22 protein-coding genes are annotated in these 22606 nt (G+C 68.8%); 14 read left to right on the forward strand and 8 right to left on the reverse strand.

Features of this window, described 5'->3' with window-relative positions; translation table 11 throughout:
- Window positions 1-34 precede the first annotated feature (34 nt).
- Window positions 35-1375 carry a DUF445 domain-containing protein gene (locus AC1MDG_RS01835; RefSeq protein ID WP_479807140.1) on the reverse strand — a complete coding sequence of 447 codons (1341 nt, stop codon included), beginning with the start codon at window positions 1373-1375 and terminating at the stop codon, window positions 35-37.
- Window positions 1376-1425: 50 nt separating this feature from the next.
- Here AC1MDG_RS01835 and AC1MDG_RS01840 point away from each other — a divergent pair, with 50 nt between their 5' ends.
- Entirely contained in the window at window positions 1426-2325 is a 900-nt protein-coding gene (locus AC1MDG_RS01840) for a glycerophosphodiester phosphodiesterase family protein (RefSeq protein WP_479807142.1), read from the forward strand.
- A 55-nt stretch (window positions 2326-2380) separates the two neighbouring features.
- Here the strand turns inward: AC1MDG_RS01840 and AC1MDG_RS01845 are convergent, their stop codons facing one another.
- Both AC1MDG_RS01845 and AC1MDG_RS01850 read right to left on the reverse strand, forming a co-directional pair.
- Window positions 2381-3973 carry an ABC transporter permease gene (locus AC1MDG_RS01845; RefSeq protein ID WP_479807144.1) on the reverse strand — a complete coding sequence of 531 codons (1593 nt, stop codon included), beginning with the start codon at window positions 3971-3973 and terminating at the stop codon, window positions 2381-2383.
- 41 nt (window positions 3974-4014) lie between these two features.
- Window positions 4015-4923, reverse strand: coding sequence for an ABC transporter ATP-binding protein (locus AC1MDG_RS01850; protein WP_479807145.1), 909 nt, complete (start codon window positions 4921-4923; stop codon window positions 4015-4017).
- A gap of 161 nt (window positions 4924-5084) precedes the next feature.
- Here AC1MDG_RS01850 and AC1MDG_RS01855 point away from each other — a divergent pair, with 161 nt between their 5' ends.
- From AC1MDG_RS01855 to AC1MDG_RS01870, 4 genes are read left to right on the forward strand one after another with little or no spacing between them, the layout of a single operon-like run.
- Entirely contained in the window at window positions 5085-5549 is a 465-nt protein-coding gene (locus tag AC1MDG_RS01855; protein ID WP_479807147.1) for a DoxX family protein, read from the forward strand.
- Window positions 5546-6322, forward strand: a complete 777-nt coding sequence (locus AC1MDG_RS01860; RefSeq protein WP_479807148.1) for an AzlC family ABC transporter permease — start codon at window positions 5546-5548, stop codon at window positions 6320-6322. Before AC1MDG_RS01855 ends, AC1MDG_RS01860 begins: the two co-directional genes overlap by 4 nt.
- Window positions 6319-6630, forward strand: coding sequence for an AzlD domain-containing protein (locus AC1MDG_RS01865; RefSeq protein WP_043477309.1), 312 nt, complete (start codon window positions 6319-6321; stop codon window positions 6628-6630). Before AC1MDG_RS01860 ends, AC1MDG_RS01865 begins: the two co-directional genes overlap by 4 nt.
- A gap of 52 nt (window positions 6631-6682) precedes the next feature.
- Window positions 6683-7006: a hypothetical protein gene (locus AC1MDG_RS01870; protein ID WP_479807150.1), complete on the forward strand. Its 324-nt coding sequence runs from the start codon at window positions 6683-6685 to the stop codon at window positions 7004-7006.
- A 22-nt stretch (window positions 7007-7028) separates the two neighbouring features.
- Here AC1MDG_RS01870 and AC1MDG_RS01875 read toward each other — a convergent pair whose 3' ends face one another.
- On the reverse strand, window positions 7029-7277 hold the full coding sequence (locus AC1MDG_RS01875; protein ID WP_479807152.1) for a hypothetical protein: 249 nt from the start codon (window positions 7275-7277) through the stop codon (window positions 7029-7031).
- Between the two features lie 201 nt (window positions 7278-7478).
- On the opposite strand from AC1MDG_RS01875, the gene AC1MDG_RS01880 reads away from it, so the two are divergent.
- On the forward strand, window positions 7479-8216 hold the full coding sequence (locus AC1MDG_RS01880) for a GAF and ANTAR domain-containing protein (RefSeq protein WP_479807153.1): 738 nt from the start codon (window positions 7479-7481) through the stop codon (window positions 8214-8216).
- Window positions 8217-8309: 93 nt separating this feature from the next.
- On the opposite strand, the gene AC1MDG_RS01885 is transcribed toward AC1MDG_RS01880, so the two are convergent.
- Window positions 8310-8945 carry a TetR/AcrR family transcriptional regulator gene (locus AC1MDG_RS01885; RefSeq protein ID WP_479807154.1) on the reverse strand — a complete coding sequence of 212 codons (636 nt, stop codon included), beginning with the start codon at window positions 8943-8945 and terminating at the stop codon, window positions 8310-8312.
- Window positions 8946-9045: 100 nt separating this feature from the next.
- On the opposite strand from AC1MDG_RS01885, the gene AC1MDG_RS01890 reads away from it, so the two are divergent.
- From AC1MDG_RS01890 to ppsA, 8 genes are all read left to right on the forward strand, one after another.
- A complete protein-coding gene (locus tag AC1MDG_RS01890; protein WP_043477319.1) occupies window positions 9046-9402 on the forward strand; it encodes a thiamine-binding protein in 357 nt (118 codons plus the stop codon).
- 69 nt (window positions 9403-9471) lie between these two features.
- Complete coding sequence (locus AC1MDG_RS01895) at window positions 9472-10149, forward strand: O-methyltransferase (protein WP_479807156.1); 678 nt, start codon at window positions 9472-9474, stop codon at window positions 10147-10149.
- 119 nt (window positions 10150-10268) lie between these two features.
- The gene (locus AC1MDG_RS01900) at window positions 10269-10748 is read left to right on the forward strand and encodes a Dps family protein (RefSeq protein WP_043477325.1); all 480 of its coding nucleotides are present in this window, start codon (window positions 10269-10271) and stop codon (window positions 10746-10748) included.
- 125 nt (window positions 10749-10873) lie between these two features.
- On the forward strand, window positions 10874-11926 hold the full coding sequence (locus AC1MDG_RS01905; protein ID WP_479807159.1) for an acyl-CoA dehydrogenase family protein: 1053 nt from the start codon (window positions 10874-10876) through the stop codon (window positions 11924-11926).
- Window positions 11920-13332, forward strand: a complete 1413-nt coding sequence (locus tag AC1MDG_RS01910) for a PIG-L family deacetylase (RefSeq protein ID WP_479807161.1) — start codon at window positions 11920-11922, stop codon at window positions 13330-13332. Before AC1MDG_RS01905 ends, AC1MDG_RS01910 begins: the two co-directional genes overlap by 7 nt.
- 18 nt (window positions 13333-13350) lie before the next feature.
- A complete protein-coding gene (locus AC1MDG_RS01915) occupies window positions 13351-14157 on the forward strand; it encodes a glycosyltransferase family 2 protein (protein WP_479807162.1) in 807 nt (268 codons plus the stop codon).
- Window positions 14158-14256: 99 nt separating this feature from the next.
- A complete protein-coding gene (locus AC1MDG_RS01920; RefSeq protein WP_479807164.1) occupies window positions 14257-16839 on the forward strand; it encodes a cation-translocating P-type ATPase in 2583 nt (860 codons plus the stop codon).
- A 74-nt stretch (window positions 16840-16913) separates the two neighbouring features.
- Window positions 16914-19295, forward strand: coding sequence for a phosphoenolpyruvate synthase (ppsA, locus tag AC1MDG_RS01925; protein WP_479807166.1), 2382 nt, complete (start codon window positions 16914-16916; stop codon window positions 19293-19295).
- On the opposite strand, the gene AC1MDG_RS01930 is transcribed toward ppsA, so the two are convergent.
- The 3 genes from AC1MDG_RS01930 to AC1MDG_RS01940 all read right to left on the reverse strand — a co-directional run bounded on the left by AC1MDG_RS01930 (window position 19247) and on the right by AC1MDG_RS01940 (window position 22439).
- Entirely contained in the window at window positions 19247-21217 is a 1971-nt protein-coding gene (locus AC1MDG_RS01930) for a heavy metal translocating P-type ATPase (protein ID WP_479807167.1), read from the reverse strand. The genes ppsA and AC1MDG_RS01930 overlap by 49 nt on opposite strands.
- Before the next feature lie 146 nt (window positions 21218-21363).
- Window positions 21364-22116 carry a cation diffusion facilitator family transporter gene (locus tag AC1MDG_RS01935; RefSeq protein WP_479807169.1) on the reverse strand — a complete coding sequence of 251 codons (753 nt, stop codon included), beginning with the start codon at window positions 22114-22116 and terminating at the stop codon, window positions 21364-21366.
- Window positions 22113-22439: an ArsR/SmtB family transcription factor gene (locus AC1MDG_RS01940; RefSeq protein ID WP_479807170.1), complete on the reverse strand. Its 327-nt coding sequence runs from the start codon at window positions 22437-22439 to the stop codon at window positions 22113-22115. The genes AC1MDG_RS01935 and AC1MDG_RS01940 overlap by 4 nt, the downstream gene beginning before the upstream one ends.
- Window positions 22440-22606: the final 167 nt, after the last annotated feature.

Below are 22606 nucleotides of genomic sequence, written 5' to 3' on the forward strand. Positions count from 1 at the left end.
CGGGGTGCTTAAGTGTCCGTTCGCGCTGGACCGGTCAGCCGAAGACCAGGTGCGCCGCCGTGAAGATGGCCAGCCCGGCCAGGGCGCCCACCACGGTGCCGTTGATCCGGATGAACTGCAGGTCCTTGCCGACCTGAAGCTCGATCTTCTGCGAGGTCTCCTCGGCATCCCAGCGCGCCACCGTATCCGTGATCACGCCGGCGATGTCCGAGCGGTACGTCTTCACCAGGTAGCCCGCGGCGTCACCGATCCACGCGTTGACCTTGCCCGCCAGTTCGGGGTCCACCACCAGCCGTGTGCCGAAGTCGTGCACGGCGGCCTTGAATTTGACGGTCAGTTCGCTGTGCGGATCGTCGACGGCGCCGAGCAGCGCCGCTTTGATGGTGCCCCAGGTGCGGGATGCCAGCTCCCGTACCTCGGGGTCGCCCAGGACCTGCGCCTTGATGCCTTCGGCCCGGGCGATCATCACCGGATCGTGCTGCAGGTCCTGCGCGAGCGAGGTGAGGTAGGTGTCGATGGACTGCCGGACCTGGTGCTGCGGGTCGGCCTGCACGGCTTTGGTGAACTTGAGGATTTCCACGTACACCTTGTCGCCCACAAGGCCGTCCACGAACTGCGGAACCCACTGCGGGGACCGGTCCGAGACCAGCCTGCTGACGGTTTCATGGTTGTCCCGGACCCAGTCCACCGTGCGGTCCACCAGCAGGTCCACCAGGGTGTGATGGTGCCCGTCGGCGAAGATCCGCTCGGCGAGCCTGCCCACCGGAGGCCCCCACGGCGGAGTGAGCAGATGCTTGCGGACCATTGACTCGATCACGGCCTGGACGTCGTCGTCGTTCAATACCTTGAACGCGCCGCGGATGACGGCGGCGCCCTCCTTGGCCACGCGCTCGGCGCCGCCGGGTCCGGACAACCACGCACCGGCTTTCCGCGCGATGTCCACCGAGGCAAGCTTCTCCTGGACCACCTGTTCGGACAGGAAATTCGTCTCCACGAACTCGCCCAGCGAGGCGCCGATCTGGTCCTTGCGGCGCGGAATGATGGCCGTGTGCGGAATCTTGATCCCCATGGGGTACTTGAACAGGGCCGTCACGGCGAACCAGTCCGCCAGGGCGCCCACCATGCCGCCTTCCGCCGCGGCCCGCACGTATTCCAACCACGGGTACTGCTTCTGCAGGGCGAAGGCAACGACGAAGATCACCGCCATGACAATCAGCAGCGCCAGGGCCAGAAGCTTCATCTTGCGCAGGGCGGCGGCTTTTTCGGCATCACTGCCGGGACGGGGAGGTACGACGGCGGCACCGGTAGCGGGTGGGCCGGCATGCGGCGGGCGGGCTGCCGCTGGACGGGTGGTTTGTTCACTGTTCACCTGCATGTGCCAAGCCTAGCCCCGCATCCGCCACGGGTGTCCGCTAACGTGTCACCATGACTACCGACGAGTCCGCCTCCTCCCGGCCGCTGGTCTACGCCCACCGGGGAGCCAGCGCCGCCTTCGCCGAACACACCCGGGCCGCCTATCTGCAGGCCATCGCCGACGGCGCCGACGGAGTGGAATGCGATGTCCACCTCACCCGGGACCAGCACGTGGTCCTGCTGCATGACGCGAACCTGGACCGCACTTCGGACGGCACCGGCCCCGTGGCCGACCGGACCCTCGATGACCTGAGGCTGCTGGATTTTTCCTCCTGGAAGGGCGCCCGGATCCCGCTCGGGTTCGGCGGGAAGTCGGACCAGCTCCTGACGCTGCCGGAGCTGCTGGACATCCTCCGCGAGGCGGGCCGGGACATCGGGCTGGCCATCGAACTCAAACACCCCAGCCCTTATCTGCTGCAGCTGGAGGACCGGGTGCTGGAGGTGCTGGAATCCGAAGGCTGGGATCCCGCCACCTCGAAGGTGGACAACATCAGCGTCTCCTTCATGAGCTTCAGCCCGGACTCTGTGAAGCACCTGCTCAAGACCGTTCCCGCCGAGTTCGTCTGCCAGCTGGTGGATGACGTCAATGCGGAGGAAATCCGCGAGGAACTGGGTCTGGGAGTCATCACGGGCGGGGCGTTGGCGAACGTCATGCGGGCGGCCCAGGTGGAGGGCGAACGGATCCTGAACGACTGCGAAGTGCGGCTGGCAGGACCGGGCATCGAGTACGTCCGCCGCCACGCCCGCACCGTGAAGCGCTGGCTGGATTCCGGCCGGAGGTTCAGGGTGTGGACCGTGGATTCGGATGAGGACGTGGCGCTGTGCCGGGAACTGGGAATCCACGAGATCACTACCAACCGGCCGGCGCAGGTGCTGGCGCGGCTTTCGGACAGCAAACACCCCGTCAGCTGAACGGACTGAGCCTCCGTCCAGGGGCCTCGGCTCTGTTCAGGCGCTTCCGTACCGTTCAGGCGGCAAGGTCGCGTCGCCGCCAACCGGCTAAACCCAGCGCGCCGAGCAGCGCCGCCGCAGCCGTGAGCGCAACAAGCGCCGGGATTCCGTCCGCGTCCACCGGAAGCAGCGGGCTGTGCCGGAACGGCGAGAGATCCATCAGCCATTCCGGAGCGTTCCAGAGCACACCGAATTCGCCCAGTGCAATCAGTCCCAGCAGCAGCACCCAGACTGCCCCCGTCATCCGGGGCACCCACCCGAACACCGCCAGGGCGGCACTGGTCAGCACCCACGCCGCCGGAACCTGGGCCAAAGCCGCCACGGTGGACCGGCCCACCAGGTCCGCGTTGTTGAGGGCCGCTGCGGCCCCGATGCCGATGGAGACGCCGGTCAGCACCTGCAGCAGCCCCACGCCGGCCAGTGCCACGGCGAAGTGGCTGCCGGCCCAGCGGATGCGCGTGGTGGCGGTGCCCAGCAGGGCTTCGGTGTGCCCCGCCGATTCCTCGCTGCGGAGATGGTTGGCGGCGGAAATTCCGTAGGCCGCCGCGAGGACGCCCATGATGCTTATCTCTGCGGCGAGGAACGCGTCGGTGAGGGCCTGCCGGCCGCCCAGGGAACGCATCAGGTCCTGGGCGCCCGGCGACGCCAGGAAGTCCGCCACATTACCGACCAGCGAGCCGATCACCACACCGAAGAGGGCAAAGGCCACGCACCACGCCACCAGCACGCGGTACTGCAGCCGCACGGCCAGGCCCAGGACGCCGGAGAGCTTGCCGCGTGCGGGGCCGGGCCGCTCGTCGCGCAGCCCGGCGCCGAGGTCGCGCCGGGCCCGCAGGAAGAACGCCACAGGAACAAGGGCAGCGCAAAGGGCCAGCGGCAAGGAGAGCACCCACCAGTGGTCCCCGGCATAGGCCCGGATCTGCTGGTTCCACCCGATCGGGGAGAGCCAGGACCACATCGAAGGGCCGGGTTCGGCGAGGTCGCCCACCGCCCGCAGCCCGTAGGTGACGGCAATGACCCCGATGCTGAAGCCGGTGGCGGCCCGGGCGCTTGCCGTCACCTGCGCCGCCACAGCCGCCACGGTGCTGTAGGCCATCCCGGTGGCCGCCCAGCCCAGTCCGAAGGCCAGTGATCCGCTGCCGGGCAGGCCTCCAACGGCAAGGGCGGCCGCCGAGAGCAGCCCGGTCAGGATGCTGGTGGCAAAGCTGATGGCCAGCGCGGACACCAGCGGTGCGTCGCGTCCCAGCCGGCCGCCGCCGAGGAGTTCCAGCCGCCCGCTTTCCTCGTCCCCGCGCGTGTGCCGGATGGTGAGGATGACCATGAGCACGGCCAGGATGGCTGTCATGAAGGCGGTGTACTTGATCAGGGAAAGGGCGCCGAGCGACGCCGGATCGTAGATCCGCCCGAAGAGCGCCACCATGGATGCCGTGGCGTTCAGAGCGGTGGCGGCTGCCACCCGGCTGGGTTCATCCGGGTACAGCTCGGCGCCGGCCACCGCCGTCGAGTAGGCAATCAGGGCGAAGCCCAGGATCCACAGCGGCAACATCCAGCGGTCACGTCTGAGGGCGAGCCGTACCATGACGCCGGTGCCGGCCAGAGTGCCGGCCATCGCCCGCCCGGTCCTAGCGGGGCTTGCTGCCGCGGTACCGGTCATTGCCTGGCCGCTTCGAACGATCCGGCCGGCCCGTAGTGGCGCAGGAACAGATCCTCCAGTGTGGGCGGCTGGCTGGTCAGGGCGTGCAGCCCGGCGGCCGTCAGGGCCTGCAGGAACGGACCCAGCCCCGCGGGGTCCACCTGCGCGCTGACCCGATGGTCCGTCACCACCAGGTCGTGGACGCCCGGCAGGAGATCCAGGCCCACGGGCACCCGTGCGACGTCGGCCGTGACCGACGTGCGGGTCAGGTGCCGCAGCTGCTCGAGCGGACCGGACTCCACCACCCGGCCGGCGCGGATGATACTGACCCTGTCCGAGAGGGCCTCGGCCTCACTGAGGATGTGGCTGCTCAGCAGCACCGTGCGGCCCTGGGCGCGCAGCTCGCGCACGCACCCGCGGAAGGCTTCCTCCATCAACGGGTCCAGTCCGCTGGTGGGCTCGTCCAGGAGGAAGAGCTCGGCGTCCGTGGCCAGGGCGGCCACCAGGGCGACTTTTTGCCGGTTGCCCTTGGAATACGTGCGCGACTTCTTGGTGGGGTCGAGGTCGAAGGTCTGCAGCAGCCGGTCACGCCGGCCGCGGTCGTGTCCGCCCTGGAGCCGTCCCAGCAGGTCGATCACCTCGCCGCCGGTCAGGTTCGGCCACAGGGCAACGTCCCCGGGCACGTACGCCAGCCGGCGGTGCAGCGTGGCAACATCGTGCCAGGGATCCAGACCCAGCACCCGGATCGAGCCCGAGTTGGCGCGCAGCATGCCCAGCAGAAGCCGCAAGGTGGTGGACTTTCCGGATCCGTTGGGACCCAGGAAGCCATGAACCTCGCCCGCCGCCACCTCGAAGTCGAGGCCGTCGAGGGCTGTAACGGTTCCGAAGCGCTTTACGACGCCGGTCATCTCCACAACGCTGTTCATGGTCAACAAACTACGCCCGGATCCGCGTCCTGACACGGGCGGAAAGTCCTGTCCCTGCTGGCACCGCGCTCCTGTTGATCTTCAAGTGTCTTCTCCCTTGTCTTTTCCCTTCGGGACCTCCGCGGTTACCGGGGTGTCCGCGGCTGTGGTTGCATGGATCCATGCCATTCACCTGGTCCGCCCGGGCCACCCAGACCCTTTCAGCGGCCGCCTTGAGCGCCCTGCTGCTGGCCAGTGCCATGAAGCACTTCCGCGACCCCGCGTTCTTCCACCAGGTGGTTCCCGATTTCCTGTGCCGCGATGATTCCGGCGCCCGGCCCAACGGCCCGTGTGCCGTGATGACCCGCGACGAATGGGTGGCGCTCAGCGGCCTGCTCGAGGCCGGTGCCGCCGTCGGACTCCTCGTCCCGGCCACGCGCAGAGCCTCCGCGTGGGGCGTCACTGCGATGTTCACGGTGTTCGTTGCCGGGCACGTCGACGCACTGCGGCGTGCCTACGGGCCGGACGGCACGGCTGGGCAGCGGAAGGTGCATTCCGTGCGGCTGCCGCTGCAGGTGCCGCTCATCCTCTGGGCCTGGAGCCTGCGGAAACCCGCTCCCGGCCCCGTTGCCGGCCGGTGGGCGTGAAGCTCCTCCAGTCCCCGGCCGTGCGTGTGGGGCTGTCCATCAGCATCGCCACGGGGCTGTACGGGATTTCCTTCGGGGCGCTGGGCGTGACGTCCGGGCTGGACTTCTGGCAGACCATGGCACTGAGCCTGCTGCTGTTCAGCGGCGGGTCGCAGTTCGCGTTCATTGGTGTGGTGGCGGGCGGCGGATCGGGCGTGGCCGCCATGGGCGCGGCCACGCTCCTGGGCATGCGCAACGGCATCTATGGCATGCAGCTCAATGCGCTGCTGCAGCCGCGCGGGTGGCGGAAGTACGCCGCGGCCCATGTCACCATCGACGAGTCGACCGCCACCAGCACCGGGCAGACGGACCCGGGGGAGCAGCAGCGCGGATTCTGGACGGCGGGCATCGGCATCTTCGTGCTGTGGAACGTTTTCACGGCCGTTGGTGCGCTGGCGGGCGGCGCACTCGGGGATCCCAAGCAATGGGGACTCGACGGCGCCGCGGTGGCGGCATTCCTGGGCCTGCTCTGGCCCCGGCTCAAGGGCCGCGAGCCGGTGGCCATTGCCGTGGTGTGCGCCCTGGCCACGGTACTGGCGGTGCCGTTCGTGCCCGCGGGAGTTCCAATTCTGATCGCTGCTTTTGTGGCCGCGGCGATCGGCTGGTTCAGCCACGGACGCAGCGACGAAGGCCTGGAGCCTGATGTGGACCCTTATGCCGAAGACCACCACGAGCACCGGGATGAAGGCACGCACCCGCGTCGGCACCCGCATGCGGGAGGTGCGGCGAAATGAACCTTTGGCTGTGGCTGTTGCTGGCCTGCCTCTTTGGCTACGCCTGGAAGCTTCTGGGCTATCTGGTCCCTGCCAGCCTGCTGCGCAACCCGCGGATGTCCCGGATCGCCGGCACCATGACCATCGGCCTGCTGGCCTCGCTCACCATCGTGAACGCGGTGGCGTCGGGCCAGGCGCTGGCGTTTGACGCCCGGATGGGCGCCCTCGCGGCGGCCGGAATTGCGCTCTGGTTCCGGGCGCCCTTCCTGGTGGTTGTCCTGGCAGGGGCTGGCGCGGCGGCCGGGCTCAGGATGCTGGGCTGGAGCTAACGACAGCCGTTAGGCCCTAGTAGTGCCCGGCATGCTGTGGCAGGATGCCACCATGAGCGAAGAACAAGCGCCCGCGGTTCCTGCTGCCGAAAGAGACCCTAAATCCAGGCCCTACGTGCCATCGCCGGGATCCGAATCCACCCGCGAAATGCGCGAGATGTCCCGCCGCCGCAGGGACGCCGAGGAGAAACTCCAGCAGCATCTCCAAGAGGCGGATCACCTGCACGAAGAGCACATGAAGGCCCATCAACGGGAGACGGAATCGGCCCATGAGGACGAGGCCCCGGACGGCGGCGAAGCGTCCGCCGCAGCGGAGGCGGCAGCCGAAGGGAGGGACCCGGACGAACAGGAGGAAGGCAGCAAGCCGGTCGAATGACGCGGCTGCCGAATGACGCGGCTTAGGCCGCGCCAACCGAATCTGTACCGGTCAAGCCGTTGGCCCGTGGGGAGGCTCCGTTGTTCCTGTTTTCCAGCTCCTCCAGCGCGAGGTCGTACCAGACCTGCGCCCCAAAGACCGGGTGGGACGTATCAAGGTCCCTGAACAGGGCATCTGTGAGGGCCTGCAGTTCCGACGTGCTTGCCGCCGAAATTACCAGCAAGGGGTCGGCGTCGCCGTTCATGAGCAAGGCAAGCTGCTGGCGTGTCATTGCTGCACCGGAAGGGGGACTGTACGTAGTGCGTAGACCATGTCGAACTCCAAGGAGAGATACCGTGGCTGACTGCGTAACCTCCATAATTCTATGGTGGTGTGGCGCAAGTCACAATATTTCGGCCTCAGGCCGCACCGGTCACCGGCAGAGGCTGTGGTCAGCGGCCCCGCCGGACGGAAGCTGCCCGGGAGTCCGGAAGTGACCGGGACCCGCCTGGGCCCGTTCCTGGCGGAACGGCTGCAGGACCTTGTTCTTGAAAGCGCCGGTGTGCAGGACTTCCTCCAGGAGCTGTGCGTGTTCTCGGCCGGCTTCATCGGCAAGACCACCGGGTTGCCAATGCTGTGCACCGTAACCCTGGTCCGTCCCCGCCGTCCCGTGGCGTCAGCCGGCAGCGGACCCGGAACGCGGCTGCCTGCGGAAGTCCAGCAGGCCACCGGCCTCAGCCCGTCGCTGGCTGCCCTCGAATCCGGGGCTACGGTTTCCGTACCCGATGCCCGTGCCGACTCCCGCTGGCCCCGCTACAACCGCGCCGTGCTGAAGGCGGGCCAGCTCAGCGTCCTGGCCCTCCCGCTGCAGCTGGATCCGGATGCCTCCGCTTCCGTATCGTTCTTCGCGCCGGAGGCAGGGGCGTTCGACGACGAGGCAATCGTGATTTGTGAAGCCTTCGCCGCCCGTGCAGGCAAGGCCGTGCGGCTGGCCGCACGCATCGGCGCCTCAAGGGACCTCAACGACGACCTCCTCGAGGCCCTGAAGTCCCGCACCAGCATCAACCTTGCCTCCGGAATCGTCATGGGCCAGAGCCGCTGCTCGCAGGCCGAGGCGTTTGCGATCCTGGGCAAGGTCTCCAGCAACCGCAACGTGAAGCTCCGCGTCGTGGCCGAGGACCTGCTGCGAAAATTCGATACCACCCCGGAGGCCACCCACTTCACGGGCTAGCAAAAGTCGCTGCGGCTGTGCTTCAGTGAGGAGTTGTGGCTGAGGTACTTCAGCATTGGCGGCATTGCAGGGCAGTTTGAAGTCGAAGACGAATCAGGCCAGGACGACTGAATCGAAAGCCGTGCCCGGCAGCGGCGACTGCGGTGGCAGCGGCCGGCGGGGGCGCTCGGTACGGATGGCATCCTCCACCAGCGCCACGGGGCGCCGCCACGCGTCGGACCCGGGTTCCATGGTGTCCACGACGCCGATCAGCATGGCCAGCAGGCGGATCACGTCCGTCATCGAGATGTCGGTGCGCAGGGTTCCCTGGGCCTGGCCGCGGCCCAGCAGGACAGCCACCGACTCGAAGAGGCCACCGGTGATTCCGGTCAGCAGCCCGCGGCGTCCCGCCACGGCGCCGAGCAGGTTGGCATCCTCGCTGGCGGCTGCCATCAGCGCATCGATCACCCGGAACAGCCCGGCGGCGGCATCAGGGCCGGCCAGGGCGTCGTCAATCACGGGGTCAACCATCAGGCGGAGCTGGCGGTTCAGTGCGGCCAGGACCAGCTGCTCCTTGTCGGCGAAGTTCCGGAACAGGGTGGCGGGTCCGACGCCGGCGGTCACGGCGATGGTCTGGAGCGGCACGTCCGGGCCGTACTCACGGAAGCATTTCCGGGCTGCGGTGATGATCTTGTCCACATTGCGCGCAGCATCCGCACGAAGGGGCTTGCGTTCCACTGCGAGGTTCATTTTTCAAGGTTAGCAACGCTGGCGCTGAGCGCCGGGGTTACTGATTGGTAGCGGCGAATGTACTCCTATATGACGTTTGCGGCTGTGGCAGACTGGGTCCATGTTGCTCGCATTCTCTGTTGCCCCCTCCGGCCAGCCGGCCCGCCTCGCGGGCGATTCCGCCGCTGATTCCGGCGCGGGTGCGGCTTCCGCGGACGCTTCGGTGCACGACGCCGTCGCTGCCGCCGTCAAGATCGTCCGGGACTCCGGCCTGCCCAACCATACGGACTCCATGTTCACCACCATCGAAGGTGAGTGGGATGAGGTGTTCGCCGTGGTCAAGAAAGCCACCGAGGCCGTGGGGCGCTTCGGCAGCCGCGTGTCGCTGGTCATCAAGGCGGACATCCGCCCCGGCTACTCCGGTGAGCTCACCGCCAAAGTGGAACGGCTGGAATCCGCCATCGCCGACGCCGGCTGATTTCCGCTTCCGCTTTCCACTTCCCCCTTCCACTTCCCGTGGGGCAGCGGCAACTGCCAGACTGACCCCATGGTTGAGCACAAGCCCGAGCCCGGCTGGGTGGCCGTAGAGGAGTTCCTGACGCAGGTCGTGGTCCGCCCCGGCGGCCCGCTCATGCGGGCCGTGACGTCCGCCGCCGACGCCGGAATGCCGCCCATCGAGGTGGCGCCGAACGCAGGCAAGCTGCTCAAGCTGCTGGTGCAGCTTTCCGGCGCCAAGCGCGTCCTGGAGATCGGTACGCTGGCCGGCTTCAGCACCATCTGGATGGCCCAGGGGCTGCCCGACGACGGCGAGCTCGTCACGTGCGAATACCTGCCCAAACATGCCCGCGTGGCCCGCGGCAACGTGGACGCCGCGGGGGTGGGGAGCAAGGTTGATATCCGGGTGGGGGCCGCACTGGACACCCTTCCCGGGCTGCAGGATGACGGCCGCGGACCCTTCGATTTTGTTTTTATCGACGCGGACAAGGAAAACAACCCCCGCTACCTGGACTGGGCCATCAGGCTGGGCCGGCCGGGCACCGTGATCGTGATGGACAACGTGGTGTGGGAGGGCGCGCTGCTCGATCCGTCCATGGACGACGTCAACGCGCCGGGAATCATCAGTGCCCTGGAAATGATGGGGGAGGACCCGCGGCTGGACGGGACGGTCATGCAGACCGTGGGCTCGAAAGGCTGGGACGGTTTCGCGCTGGCCGTGGTGCGCTGAAGAGCGAGGGCGGGGTCCTGCCGACCACCACGGGCCGGACGCCGCCGAGATGCTAAGTATGCTTAGAATAGGCTCATGCCGGACGACCCCGTCCACCACCGCCTGCACCGGAGGAAGAAATGAAGGCTTCACCGACTCTCGCCAGCAATCTGCAGATGGTCCTCACGGACCTGATCGAACTCCACGTCCAGGGCAAGCAGGCGCACTGGAACATCGTGGGAACCAACTTCCGGGACCTCCACCTGCAGCTCGACGAAATCGTCGCCAGCGTCCGGCTGTTCGCGGACGAAATGGCCGAACGTATGCGCGCCCTGCACGCGCTGCCCGACGGCAGGAGCACAACCGTGTCCGCCGACACCCGGCTGGAACAGTTCCCCGCAGGTCTCACGTCCACCAAGGACGCCGTCAAACTCATCACCGCCCGGCTGGAGCGCACTGTGAAGACCATGCGTGACGTCCATGACGAGGTGGACGAGGAAGACCCCACCAGCGCCGACCTGCTGCACGCCGGCATCTCGCGCCTGGAGCAGCTGGCCTGGATGGTCAACGCCGAGACCATGTCGGCGGCCGCCTCCGTCACCGTGCCGGACGAAGACTGAATGCAGCGGCAGGCGGAATGGCGCACGGCAGGCATGGTTCGGACCAGGCGTTGACGAGCGGAAGCACGCGTCAGCCACGACCGCAGGCGGTGCGGATCAGTTCAACGCATGAGCAGCTTGAAGCGATGGGACCGCTGCTCGAGTCGGTGCGCCTCGCGGCGGGAGACGTGCCGGCACTGCTGGGCCTTGCGCGTGACGTCGGACGGACAGCGCCGCGGCCGGCCGAGGGCAGCACCGCGCAGCTGTGGGAACTGCTGGCGTCCGTGACCGCCGTGGACGTGGCAGCCGGCCGGGTGCTTGAACCGCACCTCGACGCCGTCGCCATCCTCGCGCAAGCCGGTTCGACAGACCCGGCCCCGGAGGGGACAACCGAGGGGGCATGGGGTGTGTTTGCCGCGGAGGGACCGGGGCTGCGGCTCGAGGCCACGGCGGACGGCACCGGGAAATACGTCCTCAACGGATCCAAGCCCTGGTGCTCGCTCGCGGCCCGGCTGGACGGCGCTGTGCTGACCGCCCACCTTGCAGCCGGCGAAACGGCGGCAGGCACAGACTCCGGAACGCCGTCGGGCGCCCGGGCCGCCTTTGCCGTCGACCTGCACGCGCCCGGGGTTTCCTGCGAGACCCCTGAGTGGACCAGCCGCGGCCTGCGCGAAATCCCCAGCGGCACCGTGCACTTCGAGGGCGTCACCGCCGTACCGGTAGGCGGGCCGGGCTGGTACTTCCAGCGCCCGGGCTTCGCCTGGGGAGGCATGGGCGTGGCGGCCTGCTGGTTCGGCGGAGCCGTTGCCGTGGCGCGCGATTTCAGCTCCGCGCTGGCTGCCGCCGCGGACAAGGGGCGTGAGCCGGACCAGATCGCGCTGGCCCACCTCGGCGAAACGGACCGGATCCTCACCTCGCTGGCCGGCTACCTGGCCCGGACCGCCGAACGGATCGACGCCGGCGAACTGTCCGGCTCCGGCGCGTGGAGCGAGGCGCTGCGTGTCCGCGGCACCGTTGCCGCCGCTGTCGAACGCGTCCAGACGGTGGTGGCACAGAACCTGGGCCCGGGCCCCCTGGCCTTCAACGAAGCTTACGGAAAGCGCATGGCTGACCTGTCGCTGTACATCCGGCAGCACCACGCCATGCGCGACGACGCCCAGCTTGGTGCCCTGACCTTGAAAGGGGACCGCTCATGGTGACCTTCTCGCACGCGGATACCGGCACTGCCGAGTCCGAATGGGAGGCCAGTGGCCTGTCCGTCCTTCCGGAACTTCCCCTGGATCCGGCCGAACTCGCGGCCCTGACCTTCATTGTGCTGGCGGCTCATCCGGATGACGAGACGCTGGGGGCCGGAGGATTCCTGGCCCGGCTGCACGCCGCCGGCGCGGCCGTCGAGGTGCTGCTGTGCACGGCCGGGGAGGCATCGCACCCGGACTCTCCGACCACGACGCCGGACCAGCTGGCCGCCGTCCGGCTCAGCGAGTTCCGGGCGGCTGTGTCCGGGCTGGCACCCGGAGCGTCCCGGCAGTTCCTGCACTTCCGGGACGGCCACCTCGACGCCGACCGGGACCGCATCGCTGCCGCCGTTCGGGAAACGATCGGAACGTCCGGCCGTCCGGCTAACCAGGTAGTGATCGTGGCGCCGTATCGCTCCGATGGCCACACGGACCACGACGTCCTGGGCGCCGTGGCTGCCGACGTGGCGGCGCAGGGCGGCCACGGGCTGCTGGAGTACCCCGTCTGGTACTGGCTGTGGGCCTCACCGGCGGACGACGCCTGGCAGTCCTGGGTCCGGGTGCCGCTCACTCCGGACGAGCAGCGGGCCAAGGCTGCGGCCCTCCTGGCCCACGCCTCGCAGACACAACCTCTTTCCGACCAGCCCGGCGACGAGGCGCTCCTTGCCGGGAGCTTCCTCGATCACTTCTCCCGGCCGTGGGAAACGTTCGCCTGGCACCGGCCCGCCGGCGGAACCAACAGTGCCGGCGACGCCGAGCAGATCTTCGACGCCGTGCACAGCGGCAACGCCGACCCCTGGAGCTACACCACCAGCTGGTATGAACGGCGGAAGCGCGCGCTCACCCTGGCCATCCTGCCGGAAGCTGCCTACGGCTCCGGGGTGGAAATAGGCTGTTCCATCGGCACCCTCAGCGTGGAACTGGCGGCCCGCTGCAACGAATTCCTTGCGGTTGACGCCAGCAGCGCCGCCCTTGCCCGGGCAGCGGAGCGCCTCTCCGGCCATCCGTCCGCCCGGACCCTCCACCTCACCGTTCCGCAGCACTGGCCGGAAGGCCGCTTCGACCTGGTGGTGGTGTCCGAGACCGGCTACTACCTGAGCATGGAGGAGCTGGCGGAACTCTTCGCGCGGGTCAAAGGCTCGCTGAACCCCGGCGGGACGCTGCTCCTGTGCCATTGGCGCCACCCGGTGTCCGGATGGGAACTGGACGGCGACACCGTCCATGCCGTGGCCCGGCAGCAGCTCCGCTGGCCAACTACGGGACTGTACCGGGACAAGGACTTCGTCCTGGAAGTCCTGGTGTCCCCGGACGGAGCCCAGGCCGGAGCCGTCCCGGAGCCGCCTTCCGCCAGCGGTTCGGAAGAGCCCTGAGATGGCCAGTGGTGCGAGATGACCAGTGAGATGACCGAACGGGCCGGTGACAGTCTTGCGGGGGAGGTCAGGTCCGGGGAGGGCATCGACCGGGTGGTGGTGGTGATGCCCGCCCACAACGAAGACCAGCACCTGGACCGGGCGCTGGCGGCGCTCCGTGCCGCCGCCGACACGCTGCAACGGGAACGTCCGGCGGTGGAGACGGCCATCACGGTGGTGCTCGACACGTGCACCGACCGCTCCGCGGACATCGCCGCCGGCTATGCTGCGGCGGACCCGCGGTTCACGGCCATCCAGGTCCGGCTGGGAAGCACCGGCGAAAGCCGCGCTGCCGGCGTCCTGGCCGCCGGCATCACCACCGCGCCAGGGGCCGGCAGCACCTGGCTGGCGAATACCGACGCCGACTCCGCCGTTCCGCGGAACTGGCTGGTGCGCCAGGTTGAAATGGCCGATGCCGGGGCCGACGCCGTCCTGGGCTCGGTGGAGCCGGACCCTGCCGGAACGGACCCGGCGATCCTGCGCCGGTGGCTGGAGCGGCACCCGTTCCGGGAGGACCACCCGCACATCTACGGCGCCAACTTCGGCGTCCGGGCCTCCGCCTACCTGGCGGCCGGCGGCTTCCCCCGCATGCGCGTCCACGAGGACCGGGTCCTGGTGGAGAACCTGCGCAAGCAGGCCTACTCAGTGCGGGCCACCGACACCAACCGGGTGATTACGTCGGGCCGTACGCACGCCCGCGCCCCGCAGGGGTTCGGGGCGTACCTCCGGGTGCTGGCGCTGGACCTGCCTGCGTTGGACGGGGGCAGTGGTGACTTTCGACCCTAGGAGGCTGAACTCCTAGACCCCATGCTCGATCCATGGGGTTCCTCCGCAGGGCCGTAGTCCCGTGTGTCCGGCGCTGCCCGTGAACAGCGGGCTGGAGCCGTGATTCCCCGCGCCGGCGCGTTGCCGCAGGCCGCCGGCCTCAGCTCCGAGGAGGCCGCCCTCCGGCTGCGACAGATCGGACCGAACCGGCTTCCGGAGGGGCACACGGTCCCGCGCTGGCGAAAACTCCTGGCCGAACTGACGCACTTCTTCGCCATCATGCTATGGGTTGCGGCCGGGCTCGCCTACGTGGCCGGCATGCCGCAGCTGGCCGTGGCAATCGTCGTGGTGATCCTGGTCAACGGACTGTTCGCGTATATCCAGCAGGAACGTGCCCAACGGGCGGCCTCCAAGCTGCGCGAGCTGCTGCCGGCCATGGTTTCAGTACGCCGCGACAACCGCGTTACCAAGATCCACACCACCGAGGTGGTACCCGATGACGTGGTGGTGCTGGTTGCCGGGGACAGGGTCCCGGCGGATCTCCGGCTGGTACTTGCCGCCGGCTGTTCGGTGGACGAGTCGATGCTCACCGGTGAAAGCGAAGCCGTGGCCAAAGACGTGGGCGACGCCGTGCTCGGCGGGACTTTCCTGGTCAACGGCGAGGCGGAGGGGACCGTCACCGGCACCGGCGGCGCCACCCGCCTCGCCGAGATAGCGGCCCTGTCGGGGAAGGTCCAGGCGCCCCCCAGCCCGCTCGCGCGGGAACTGCAACGGATTGTCCGGGTGGTGGCGGCCGTGGCGCTGGGGATCGGTGTGCTGTTCTTTGTGCTCTCGCTGCTGGTGGGCATTTCCTGGCGGGACGCGTTCCTCTTCGCAATCGGGGTGGCCGTGGCGCTCGTGCCCGAAGGCCTGCTGCCCACCGTGACACTGTCCCTGGCTGTCGGGGCGCAGCGGATGGCGCAGCGGAGCGCGCTGGTCCGGAACCTGGAAGCGGTGGAAACCCTCGGCTCCACCACTTTCATCTGCACGGACAAGACCGGCACGCTCACCCAGAACCGGATGAACGCCGTCGAGGTCTGGACCCCGGCAGGGCTGCTCAGCGTCATCGGTGCCGGCTACGGGCCGCAGGCCGAGGTCACCGGCAAGGGCGCCGGGGAGGCCCGGCACCTCAGCACCGCGGCGCTGGCCGCTTCCGCGGGCCGCGCGGTGCTCCGTGAGGGGCAGTGGATCGCCGAGGGTGACCCGATGGAGGCTGCCATTGATGCGCTCGCCACCCGGCTGGCGGGTCCGGGACAAACCGATGATCCCGTGGTGACGCACCGCTTTGCCTTCGATCCCCGCCGGCTAAGGGAGTCGGCGATCGTGGGCACCACGCTCTTCGTCAAGGGTGCACCGGAGTCCGTGATTCCGCTGTGTGGCGGAGACGCCGCGGACCGTGCACTGCAGATGGTCGACCAGATGGCCTCCCACGGCCTGCGGGTGCTGGCCGTGGCCGAGCGGAGCCTGCCCGGGCTGCCCGGCGCCAGCTTCAAACTGGAAGAGGTGGAGCGCGGGCTGACGCTGCTGGGGCTGATCGGCCTGCATGACCCGCCCCGGGCCGAGGTCCGGCTGGCGCTCGAGGCCGCCCGCGAGGCGGGGATCAAGGTGGCCATGGTCACCGGCGACCACGCCTTCACGGCGGCCGCCATAGCCCGTGAAACCGGGCTGATCGGGTCACCCGAGCTGGTGCTGGAGGGACACACGCTGCCGGAGGACGACGCCGTCCTCACCGCCCTGCTGGACCGCGACGGCGTGGTGGTCAGCAGGGTCACCCCTGAGCAGAAACTCCGCGTTGCCCGCCTGCTCCAGCGCAAGGGCCACGTAGTGGCGATGACCGGCGACGGCGTCAACGACGGACCGGCCCTCCAGCAGGCCGACATCGGCGTGGCCATGGGACTGAGCGGCACGGACGTGGCCCGCGAGGCGGCGGACCTGGTGCTCCTGGATGACGACTTCGCCACCATCATCGCCGCAGTGGAGCAGGGCCGGGCCACCTACGCGAACATCCGCCGGTTCCTGACCTACCACCTGACGGACAACGTCGCCGAACTCACCCCCTTTGTGATCTGGGCACTCTCGGGCGGCCGGTTCCCGCTGGCGCTGAGCGTGCTGCAGATCCTTGCCCTGGACATCGGCACCGACCTGCTGCCGGCGCTGGCCCTGGGCAGCGAAGCCCCCGGCAAGGGCACCCTGAAGCGGCCGCCGGAGCGAAGGCACCTGATGGACCGCGCCCTGATGTTCCGGGTGTTCGGGCTGCTGGGACCGGTCGAGGCGGTATTCGAAATGACCGCGTACACCGCCGTGCTCCTCGGTGCGGGCTGGACCCCCGGGGCTGAACTTCCGGCGTCGGACGTCCTGATGGCCGCCTCCGGCGCGGCGTTCACCACCGTGGTCCTGGCCCAGCTTGCCAACGCCTTCGCCTGCCGCAGCGCTTCCGTGCCGCCGTGGCGGCTGGGCTGGTTCAGTAACCGCCTGCTGCTCTGGGCCGTGCTGGCCGAGCTGGGGCTGCTGGCGGTGTTCCTGTTCCTCGGACCGCTCGCCACCCTGCTGGGCCACGCCCCGCCGTCGCCCGGGGGCCTGGCCGTGGCGCTCGCCGCCATTCCCGCCGTGATCGTGGCGGACTGGCTGTACAAGGTAGCCCGGCACCGCAGGACCGGCAGGTGAGGTCCAAAGCCTCTGACCAGCGGGGGCCACGCAAACGAGGATCAATCCATGGAGAGCAACCGGCGGGAGCAGCCATGACTGAAGGCCATGTGGTGTGGTTCGATGAAATCGGGATGGAGGATGTGCCCCAGGTGGGCGGCAAGAACGCGTCGCTGGGAGAGCTGACCCGCTCGCTGAAGTCCCGCGGAGTGCGGGTGCCTGACGGCTTCGCCACCACGGCCGCCGCCTACCGCACGTTCATCGAAGCCAACGGAATCGACGCCGCCATGCGCGCCCGGATCGCGGAGTACCGGGCCGGCGAGATCTCGCTGCGGTCCACGGGCGAGGCCATCCGGGAGCTGTTCCTGGACAGCGAATTCCCGGAGGACATTGCCGAGTCCATCCGCAGCCACTACCGCACCCTTGCTGAAAGGGCGGGGCTGGACCGGCTGTCCGTTGCCGTCCGCAGCAGCGCCACCGCCGAGGACCTTCCTGACGCCAGCTTCGCCGGGCAGCAGGAGACGTTCCTGAACATTTCCGGTGAACGCGAACTGCTGGACGCCTGCCGGCGCTGCTACGCATCGCTGTTCACGGACCGCGCCATCAGCTACCGGGAGGTCAAGGGATTCGACCACTTGGACGTGGCGCTTTCCATCGGGGTGCAGCGGATGGTGAGGTCCGACGTCGGCGCGTCCGGTGTGATGTTTTCCATCGACACCGATTCGGGCTTCCCCCGCGCGGCCGTGATCAGTGCGGCCTGGGGCCTCGGCGAAACCGTGGTCCAGGGCACCATCAACCCGGATAAATATGTGGTGTTCAAGCCGCTCCTGGCGGACCAGGGCCTGGCGCCGATCATCGAGAAAACCCTAGGCTCCAAGGCCCGCAAGATGGTCTACAGCCGGGGCGGCCACGCGCGTACCCGGATGGTGGAAACGTCCGCGGAAGAGCGGGGCTCGTTCGTGCTGGGCGACGCCGAAATCCTGGACCTGGCGCGCTGGGCCGTGACGGTGGAGGAGCACTACGGCCGCCCCATGGACATGGAGTGGGCCCGCGACGGGGAAACCGGTGAGCTGTTCATGGTGCAGGCGCGGCCCGAAACCGTGCAGGCGCTCAAGAGCGGGACACGCTTCACCATCCACCACCTCCGCGGAACGGGCACCGTCCTGGCGTCCGGGGCAGCGATCGGGGATTCGATCGCGCAGGGCACGGCGTGCGTCATCCGGAGCGCCCGGGACATCGAAACCTTCCGCGACGGCGCCATCCTCGTCACCGAGATGACGGACCCGGACTGGGTCCCCGTGATGAAGCGGGCCTCGGGGATCGTCACCGACCACGGCGGGACAACCAGCCACGCGGCCATCGTGAGCCGGGAACTGGGCGTTCCCGCCGTCGTCGGAACCGGGAACGGCACCAGCGTCCTGGGCGAAGGCCAGGCCGTGACGCTGAGCTGCGCTGAAGGGGACCTGGGCCGGGTGTACGAGGGCACGGTCCCGTTCGACACCGAGGACGTGGACCTGGGCGCCCTTCCCGCCACCCGCACCGCCATGATGGTGAACATCGCCAGCCCGGGGGCCGCGTTCCAGTGGTGGCGGCTGCCCGCGGCGGGGGTTGGCCTGGCCCGGATGGAGTTCATCATCAGCAACCTGATCCGGGTCCACCCGATGGCCCTGGTTCATCCGGAGCGGGTCACGGACGCGGACGAGGCCCGGCAGATCAAGGAGCTGACCAGCGGCTACGCGGACCCCCGGGAGTACTTCGTGGAGGCCCTGGCGTTGGGTATCGCCAAGATCGCGGCACCGTACCATCCGCATCCGGTCATCGTCAGGCTCAGCGACTTCAAGACCAACGAGTACGCGCACCTCATCGGCGGCAGCGCTTTCGAACAGCCTGAAGAGAACCCCATGCTGGGCTTCCGAGGCGCATCCCGCTACTACGATGAGCGCTACCGGGAAGGCTTCGCGCTGGAGTGCGCCGCGCTCAAACGGGTGCGGGAAACCATCGGCTTCAGCAATGTCATTGTGATGATCCCGTTCTGCCGCACGCCGGACGAAGCGGACCGGGTGCTGGCCGTCATGGCTCAGAACGGCCTGGTGCGCGGCGAAAACGGCCTGCAGGTGTACATGATGTGCGAGATCCCCTCCAACGTGGTGCTGGCCGAGAAGTTCGCGCCGAAGTTTGACGGTTTCTCCATCGGATCCAACGACCTCACGCAGCTGATCCTGGGCGTGGACCGGGATTCGGAGCAGTTGGCCGGTCTTTTCGACGAACGCGACGAGGCCGTCACTGCCATGATCAGCGAAGCCATCCGCAAGGCTCACGCCGCCGGAATCAAGATTGGAATCTGCGGCCAGGGGCCCAGCAACCACCCCGACTTCGCGGCCTTCCTGGTGGGCGAAGGCATCGACTCCATCTCCCTCAACCCGGACAGCTACCTCAAGACGGTGCGGGTGATCGCGGACGTGGAGGCTTCCCCCTGAGGCTTGGGCGGTGCCGTGTGCCGGCCAAGCCTCAGTGCCCGCAGCGCATTGAGGATGGTGGCCAGGTCCACCAATTCCTGGGACAGGGCGCCGGCGATGGCCGGCACGTAGCCCGCCGCCGCTGCCACCATAAGCCCCACGCTCAGCACGATGCCGATCCAGATGCTCTGCATCGCCACCCGCACGGTCCGCTGCCCGATCCGCACGGCATGCGCCGCCTTGGACAGGTCGTCAAGGATAATCACGACGTCGGCAGACTCGCCCGCCGCGGTGGAACCGCGCGCGCCCATGGCGATTCCGACGTCGGCCACCGCCAGGACGGGGGCGTCGTTGACGCCGTCGCCCACCATCATGACGGGACGGTGCGGCAGCGACCTCACAGCTTCCACTTTGTCCGGCGGAAGGCACTCGGCGCGGACGTCGGTGAGCCCCACTTCGGCGGCGATGTGCTGGGCGGTGGCCAGGGCGTCGCCGGTCAGCATCACAGTCTCGGTGACCCCCAGCGCGGAGAGCTCAGCCAGGGTCCTGCGGGCCTCGGCACGCAGCGGATCGCTCATGACCAGGGCCCCGACGTACACTCCGCCGACGCCCACGTAGATGGCCAGCTGGCCGCTTTCCAGCTCCGTCTCCGCCACTCCGGGCGCAAATTCGGCCACGAAGGCGGGCTTGCCCACCACTACTTCCCGCCCGTCGAAGACGGCGCGGACCCCGTGCGTGGCATGTTCCAGCGCCTCGCTGGCGGTCTCGAACCGGAGGTCGCGCGAGGTGGCGGCCTCCATCACGGACGCGGCCAGGACGTGGGAGGAATACTGTTCCGCGGAGCCCGCTAAGCGGAGCAGTTCGTCCTGGCCCATGGAGTCGGCCGTCACGATGGCCACCAGCGAGGGCCGGCCGTAGGTGAGTGTTCCGGTCTTGTCGAAGGCGGCGGTGCGCACCTTGCCGAGCTGCTCGAGGACCCCCGCGTATTTGACGATGATGCCGGACTTGGCCGCCTGGCTCATGCCGCCCAGGAACGCCACCGGCGCCGCGATGAGCAGCGGGCAGGGAGTGGCCACCACCAGCACCTCCGCGAACCGGGCGGGGCTTCCGCTGGCGATCCAGGCGATGGCGCCGAGCACATAGGCGAACGCTGTGAAGGGAATGGCGTAGCGGTCGGCCAGGCGCACCATGGGTGCGCGGCTTTCCGAGGCCTCCTTCACCAGGGCGACGATCCGGCTGTACTGGGAATCCTCCATGACGGCCGTGACCCGCATCCGGATGGCGGCCTCGCCGTTGACCGAACCGCTCATGATCCCCTCGCCGGCGGTGCGTTCCACCGGAAGGCTTTCGCCGGTGAGGGACGACTCGTCGAACGTGCCGGCGTCGGAAAGCAGCACGCCATCCAGCGGCACCACCTCGCCGGGCTTGACCAGCAGGATGTCGCCCACGACGACGTCCGTGGCCGCAACGTCCTCGTGGGCGCCGTTTTCCCCGTTGCCGTTGGGGCTGGTGCCGTTTCCGGGGGCGACGTTCCGCTCCCGGTGGGCTGTCTGCGGAACACGCGCCAACAGGGCACTGAGTTCCCCCTTCGCCCTGCCCGCCGCGTAGTCCTCCAGGGCGGTGCCGCCGGCCATCATGAGCACGATGATCATGGACGCAATGAACTCGCCCACCAGCACCGTGCTGACAATTGCCGTCACTGCCAGGATGTCGATGCCCCAGTGCCCGCTGCGCAACCGCTGAATCATTCCGACAGACAGGTACGCAGCCACCGCGAGGGCATAGCCGCTCGCCGCGAACCGGGCGATCAGGGGCTGGCCGGATGCCAGCAGGACGACGACGGCAAGCAACGCCAGCACCGTGCCCGCCACGAGCGGATACCGGAGCACAAGTTTCACAGGTAGATCTCCGCCTTTGTCTGGATAGCACGCACGCCATGGCATCCCCGGCCGGGGCGCACCTTTACGTAACACTCCATTGAACCCGGACTCCGGAGCTAGGGGAATAGGTCCTTGATGCGCCGCGGTGTGATGCTTCCCAGGGTGGCGTTGGGTGGCGTTGGGTGGCGTTGGGTGCGAGCGTTCGGCGGCTAAGCCTCGGGCCGCCGATCAGCCGGCTTCGTCCCGAGCGCCACGACGACGGGTGTGGACATGTTGTCCGACGCGCACCCGGCACAGCAGGCGTCGTCGCTTTCGGCATGGGCGGCGCCGGTGCCCGGGACGGCGCAGCACGATTCGCCGCGCCAGGCATTGATGCCCTCCCGGACCGCGATGCCGGCGATGACCAAGGCGGCCCCGGCATCGGCCCACCACCAGCCCAGCGCGCTGTTCAGGACCAGCCCGACCAGCAGGACGGCCGAAAGGTAGGTGCACAGCAGTGTCTGTTTGGAGTCGGCCACGGCCGTCCGGGAACCGAGTTCGCGGCCGGCGCGGCGCTGCGCCCAGGAAAGCAGGGGCATGATTGCCAGGCTCAGCGCGGCGATCACGATGCCCGGCGTCGAGTGCTGTGCCTCTTCCCCGCCAGTCAGGGCCCGCACTGCATCCACGGTCACGAACGCGGCGAGGGCGAAGAACGAAACGGCGATGATCCGCAGGGTCAGGTGCTCACGCCGTTCCGGGTCCTTGGCGGAAAACTGCCACGACAACGCCAGGGCGGAGCTCACCTCAATGACGGAGTCCAGTCCGAAACCTATGAGCGCCGAGGAATCAGCCTCTCCGCCGGCCCAGAGCGCCACAACGGCTTCAATGAGGTTGTAGGTGATGGTCGCGGCGGCGAACAGCCGGATCCTGAGGCTCAACACGGCTCGGCGTTCCGGGCTGGGTGCGTTCAGCGGGGCCGTCATGCGAGGCACTCCCCGTCCGGGGCGCAGCAGGCCGGATCAACCGCCAGGACTACGCCGAGCAGGTCCTTGATTGCGTGGCCAAGCCGGGCGTCCGCGAGTTCATACCGGCTTCGCCGACCGTCAGGAACAGCAGCCACCAGGCCGCAGCCACGAAGGCAGGTCAGGTGGTTGGACATGCTCTGCCGGGAAACCCCGAGGGAGTCTGCCAGGTCCGAGGGGTAGGACGGGGCGTCCGAGAGTGCCAGCAGGATCCGGGCGCGGGTCGGGTCCGAGACCGCATAGCCGAACCTGGCCAGGACGCGAGCCTGGGTGAGCGTTTCCATGCCCTCAAAGTACATCCTTGGGTGTATTCATGCCAATGTGTACCCAAATGGAGCGTCCGCTGGGCCGGGCCATGACGGCGCCAGTGCAGACAGGGAAAAGGCTCCCCGCGGTGTCGCGATGTCGCGGGGCCGTGGCTGCCGGGCCCTTCAGCCCTAGGCGCGGCCCT

It is taken from the genome of Arthrobacter sp. AIWTK1 (assembly GCF_056680535.1).

Excerpts from the sequence above, each read along its gene's own strand:
- AC1MDG_RS01835 (WP_479807140.1), bottom strand. The coding sequence starts at position 1,375 with ATGCAGGTGAACAGTGAACAAACCACCCGTCCAGCGGCAGCCCGCCCG.
- AC1MDG_RS01840 (WP_479807142.1), top strand. The coding sequence starts at position 1,426 with ATGACTACCGACGAGTCCGCCTCCTCCCGGCCGCTGGTCTACGCCCAC.
- AC1MDG_RS01845 (WP_479807144.1), bottom strand. The coding sequence starts at position 3,973 with ATGGCCGGCACTCTGGCCGGCACCGGCGTCATGGTACGGCTCGCCCTC.
- AC1MDG_RS01850 (WP_479807145.1), bottom strand. The coding sequence starts at position 4,923 with ATGAACAGCGTTGTGGAGATGACCGGCGTCGTAAAGCGCTTCGGAACC.
- AC1MDG_RS01855 (WP_479807147.1), top strand. The coding sequence starts at position 5,085 with ATGCCATTCACCTGGTCCGCCCGGGCCACCCAGACCCTTTCAGCGGCC.
- AC1MDG_RS01865 (WP_043477309.1), top strand. The coding sequence starts at position 6,319 with ATGAACCTTTGGCTGTGGCTGTTGCTGGCCTGCCTCTTTGGCTACGCC.
- AC1MDG_RS01870 (WP_479807150.1), top strand. The coding sequence starts at position 6,683 with ATGAGCGAAGAACAAGCGCCCGCGGTTCCTGCTGCCGAAAGAGACCCT.
- AC1MDG_RS01875 (WP_479807152.1), bottom strand. The coding sequence starts at position 7,277 with ATGACACGCCAGCAGCTTGCCTTGCTCATGAACGGCGACGCCGACCCC.
- AC1MDG_RS01885 (WP_479807154.1), bottom strand. The coding sequence starts at position 8,945 with ATGAACCTCGCAGTGGAACGCAAGCCCCTTCGTGCGGATGCTGCGCGC.
- AC1MDG_RS01890 (WP_043477319.1), top strand. The coding sequence starts at position 9,046 with ATGTTGCTCGCATTCTCTGTTGCCCCCTCCGGCCAGCCGGCCCGCCTC.
- AC1MDG_RS01895 (WP_479807156.1), top strand. The coding sequence starts at position 9,472 with ATGGTTGAGCACAAGCCCGAGCCCGGCTGGGTGGCCGTAGAGGAGTTC.
- AC1MDG_RS01900 (WP_043477325.1), top strand. The coding sequence starts at position 10,269 with ATGAAGGCTTCACCGACTCTCGCCAGCAATCTGCAGATGGTCCTCACG.
- AC1MDG_RS01905 (WP_479807159.1), top strand. The coding sequence starts at position 10,874 with ATGGGACCGCTGCTCGAGTCGGTGCGCCTCGCGGCGGGAGACGTGCCG.
- AC1MDG_RS01910 (WP_479807161.1), top strand. The coding sequence starts at position 11,920 with ATGGTGACCTTCTCGCACGCGGATACCGGCACTGCCGAGTCCGAATGG.
- AC1MDG_RS01915 (WP_479807162.1), top strand. The coding sequence starts at position 13,351 with ATGACCAGTGAGATGACCGAACGGGCCGGTGACAGTCTTGCGGGGGAG.
- ppsA (WP_479807166.1), top strand. The coding sequence starts at position 16,914 with ATGACTGAAGGCCATGTGGTGTGGTTCGATGAAATCGGGATGGAGGAT.
- AC1MDG_RS01930 (WP_479807167.1), bottom strand. The coding sequence starts at position 21,217 with ATGCCATGGCGTGCGTGCTATCCAGACAAAGGCGGAGATCTACCTGTG.
- AC1MDG_RS01935 (WP_479807169.1), bottom strand. The coding sequence starts at position 22,116 with ATGACGGCCCCGCTGAACGCACCCAGCCCGGAACGCCGAGCCGTGTTG.
- AC1MDG_RS01940 (WP_479807170.1), bottom strand. The coding sequence starts at position 22,439 with ATGGAAACGCTCACCCAGGCTCGCGTCCTGGCCAGGTTCGGCTATGCG.